The organism is Sandarakinorhabdus sp. (assembly GCF_040398645.1).
In the GTDB taxonomy this organism is placed as follows: domain Bacteria; phylum Pseudomonadota; class Alphaproteobacteria; order Sphingomonadales; family Sphingomonadaceae; genus Sandarakinorhabdus.
Genome location: NZ_JBBATR010000074.1, coordinates 7,685 through 10,658, shown reverse-complemented (window position 1 = coordinate 10,658; position 2,974 = coordinate 7,685). Strand labels below are relative to the sequence as shown.

General features: G+C 64.2%; 4 protein-coding genes and 1 pseudogene. 2 read left to right on the top strand and 3 right to left on the bottom strand.

The features are described from left to right. Positions 1-912, top strand: a 912-nt coding sequence (locus ABWP50_RS12330; protein ID WP_353218284.1) for an ATP-binding protein, incomplete at its 5' end; no start/stop codon positions are given. A 47-nt stretch (positions 913-959) separates the two neighbouring features. Next, entirely contained in the window at positions 960-1,652 is a 693-nt protein-coding gene (aat, locus tag ABWP50_RS12325; protein ID WP_502951060.1) for a leucyl/phenylalanyl-tRNA--protein transferase, read from the top strand. A 35-nt stretch (positions 1,653-1,687) separates the two neighbouring features. Here aat and ABWP50_RS12320 read toward each other — a convergent pair. The 3 genes and pseudogenes from ABWP50_RS12320 to ABWP50_RS12310 form a co-directional block, all read right to left on the bottom strand. Continuing rightward, positions 1,688-1,855 (bottom strand): annotated as a pseudogene (locus ABWP50_RS12320) (DUF2155 domain-containing protein); the annotation flags it as partial. A 148-nt stretch (positions 1,856-2,003) separates the two neighbouring features. Next, positions 2,004-2,516, bottom strand: a complete 513-nt coding sequence (mlaD, locus tag ABWP50_RS12315; protein ID WP_353218283.1) for an outer membrane lipid asymmetry maintenance protein MlaD — start codon at positions 2,514-2,516, stop codon at positions 2,004-2,006. A gap of 13 nt (positions 2,517-2,529) precedes the next feature. Beyond that, on the bottom strand, positions 2,530-2,919 hold the full coding sequence (locus tag ABWP50_RS12310) for an NADH:ubiquinone oxidoreductase subunit NDUFA12 (RefSeq protein WP_353218282.1): 390 nt from the start codon (positions 2,917-2,919) through the stop codon (positions 2,530-2,532). Positions 2,920-2,974: the final 55 nt, after the last annotated feature.

Sequence of the window (2,974 nt, the reverse complement as noted above, 5' to 3'; positions counted from 1 at the left end):
AAGGCCGCATCGGGCGGCGGTGGCCGCGGCATGAAGGTGATCCCGGATGCGGCCAGCCTGCCCGGTTTGATCAGCCAAGCCAAATCCGAAGCCAAAGCTGCCTTTGGCGACGATACGGTCTATATCGAAAAATATCTGTCCGAACCGCGCCACATCGAATTTCAGGTGTTTGGCGACGGCCAGGGCGGCGCGGTGCACATGGGCGAACGCGATTGTTCGCTGCAACGCCGCCACCAGAAGGTACTGGAAGAAGCGCCGTCACCGGCCCTGAGCGCGCCGATGCGGGCGCATATGGGCGAAGTGGTGCGGCAGGCGATATCAACGCTGAAATATCGCGGCGCCGGCACCATCGAATTTCTGTGGGAAAACAACGAGTTTTTCTTCATCGAGATGAACACTCGCCTGCAGGTCGAACATCCGGTGACCGAAGCCATCACCGGGCTCGATCTGGTGCGCGAGCAGATCAGGGTGGCATCCGGCCTGCCGTTGTCGGTGACCCAGGAGCAGATCAACTTCGAAGGCCACGCCATCGAATGCCGCATCAATGCCGAAGATCCGGTGACGTTTGCGCCGTCCCCCGGCCGCGTGACCGATTTTCACCAGCCCGGCGGCCTGCATGTGCGGGTCGATTCGGCGCTCTATGACGGCTATCGCATCCCGCCCTATTATGATTCGCTGATCGCCAAGCTGATCGTGTACGGGGCGACCCGCGATGAATGCCTGATGCGCCTGCGGCGCGCGCTGGAAGAATTCGTCATCCAGGGCCCAAAGACCACGATTCCGCTGCACCAGGCGCTGATCGAGGATCCGGAGTTTCAGAAGGGCGATTATTCGATCAAGTGGCTGGAGCGCTGGCTGGCTGCCAAAGCCGCTGAGGCTGCGGCTGCGGCCGCAGCGGCAACTGAGGGCTGAGCGATTTCCGGTTCGCGCCGGTGCTGCCCTGATGGCATGATCACGGCGTGAGCCGGCCGGTTTCGCACCGCCTTGATCCCGAAATGCTGCTGCGCGCCTATGCCAGCGGCATTTTCCCGATGGCCGAACGCGCGGATTCCACCGAAATCTTCTGGGTGGAGCCAAAACGGCGCGGGGTGCTGCCGCTGGATGGCTTTCATCTGCCGCGCAGCCTCGCCAAGACGCTCAAACAGCAAAATCTGCGCTTTACGGCCGATCATGCCTTTGCCGATGTGCTGGCCGGCTGCGCAGAGCCGGGGCCGGGGCGCAGCGAAACCTGGATCAATCCGCTGATTGCGCAGGCCTATCTGGCGCTGCACGAGCAGGGCCGCGCCCACAGTATCGAAGCCTGGACACCAACCGGCGAGCTTGCCGGCGGGCTGTATGGGGTGCGGCTGGGCGCGGCATTTTTTGGCGAATCGATGTTCACGCGGGTGCGCGATGCCAGCAAATGCTGCCTGGCGGCGTTGCTGGCGCGGCTGCGGCTGGGGGGCTTCCAGTTGCTCGACACCCAGTTTCTCACCAGCCATCTGGCCGGTTTTGGCGCCATTGAAATCACCACGCGCGAATATCGGCTTCAGTTGGCAGCGGCTGTGGCTGGTTCTGGCGATTTTTTTGCTGGCGACGATGCCGGTTCCGGCGGCCCCGGCTTTGGCCCATCTGGAAAGCGCATCGTGCAGCTTTTGAGCCAGACGTCGTAACGCGGGTGTTCCATCACGTTCAGGCTGGGCGATTGGGCATACAGCCAGCCGGAAAACACGCGCCGCGCCGGCTGCCCGCGCAATTGTTCATCCACTTGCACAAAGCCGCCCGATAGCGGCGGCGATTCCCATGGCGGCGTGGTTTCGCAGGTGCGCGCCGTGATGCGGATGCCGGCAAAATCGATGAACTGCCCGGGCTTCATGCTGAAAAACCGCGTCTGCCCGGTGCGCTTGGCCAAGGCGCCGATGATCAGCACGCGGTCCTTCACCGGCGTCAGGCCAGTTGCGGGCGGGGCAGCAGCCGGTTGCGCCAGAACGGGGGCAGCAACCAGCACCAAAGCTGCCAGCAGCTTATTTCGGCGCTGCATCACTGATCGGTGCCGGCGCCGAGGCAGGTGCCGGGGCATCGCCGCCGCTGCGGTTCACCACGCTGCCGATCAGGCCCATCAGATCGGCGGCTCCGGAAGTTTCGGTGATTTCGTCACCGTTTTTCAGCAACATCGTCTCGCCGCCCGGGGTCAGCGCGATGAAATTGCCGCCCAGCAAGCCTTCGGCGGTGACGGCAGCGGAACTGTCCACCGGCAGTTTCAGCCCCGGGTCCACGGTCAGCCGCAGCACCGCCTGATAGCTGGTCGGATCAAGCTCCAACCCGGCGACCTTGCCAACCTTGACGCCGGCCACCTTCACATCGGTGCCCAGCGTGACGCCGCCGATATTGGGAAAGCGTGCCACAAAGCTGACGCCGTCGCTGCCGCCAGCCGCGCCAGTGCGCGCCCACGCATAGCCGACAAAGCCCACCGCCATCACCACGACCAGCAGGCCGATGATGGCTTCGATCAGATTGTCCTTGAGGGTGCTGGTCATGACAAGCGCTCCTTCAGGTATCGGGGGTCCAGGCGCGATAATCGCCGGTGGTGGCGGCGCGCTGGCCGCCGGCAATCAGGGCACCGCTGGGCCGATAGGCCAGCGCCGTGCCGGTGGCCGTGGGCGTCCAGTCGCGTTCCCAGGCGCGCGTTACCAGCGGGCGGGTGCTGGGCGGTTCGTTGGTGGTGCGGTGCATCCACAAATGCCATTCCGGGGGGATGCGTGTGGCTTCGGGTTCGCCATTGTAGATCACCCAGCGCTTTTGGGTGCGGCCATCGCCGCGGCGGTAATAGATATTGCCTTGGCCGTCGCGGCCGACTTCGATGCCGTGGCGCGCGGTGAACAGGCGCGTGGTCAGGCCGGGGCCGTTCCACCAGGTAAAAAGCATCTTGAGCACCGACACGGAGCACACTCCTTTGCGGCAAGTCACAAGCATATTTTGTTGCTCGGGCGCAACC

Bases quoted from the DNA above. Each gene is read 5' to 3' on its own strand.
- mlaD (WP_353218283.1), bottom strand. From the start codon at position 2,516: ATGACCAGCACCCTCAAGGACAATCTGATCGAAGCCATCATCGGCCTG.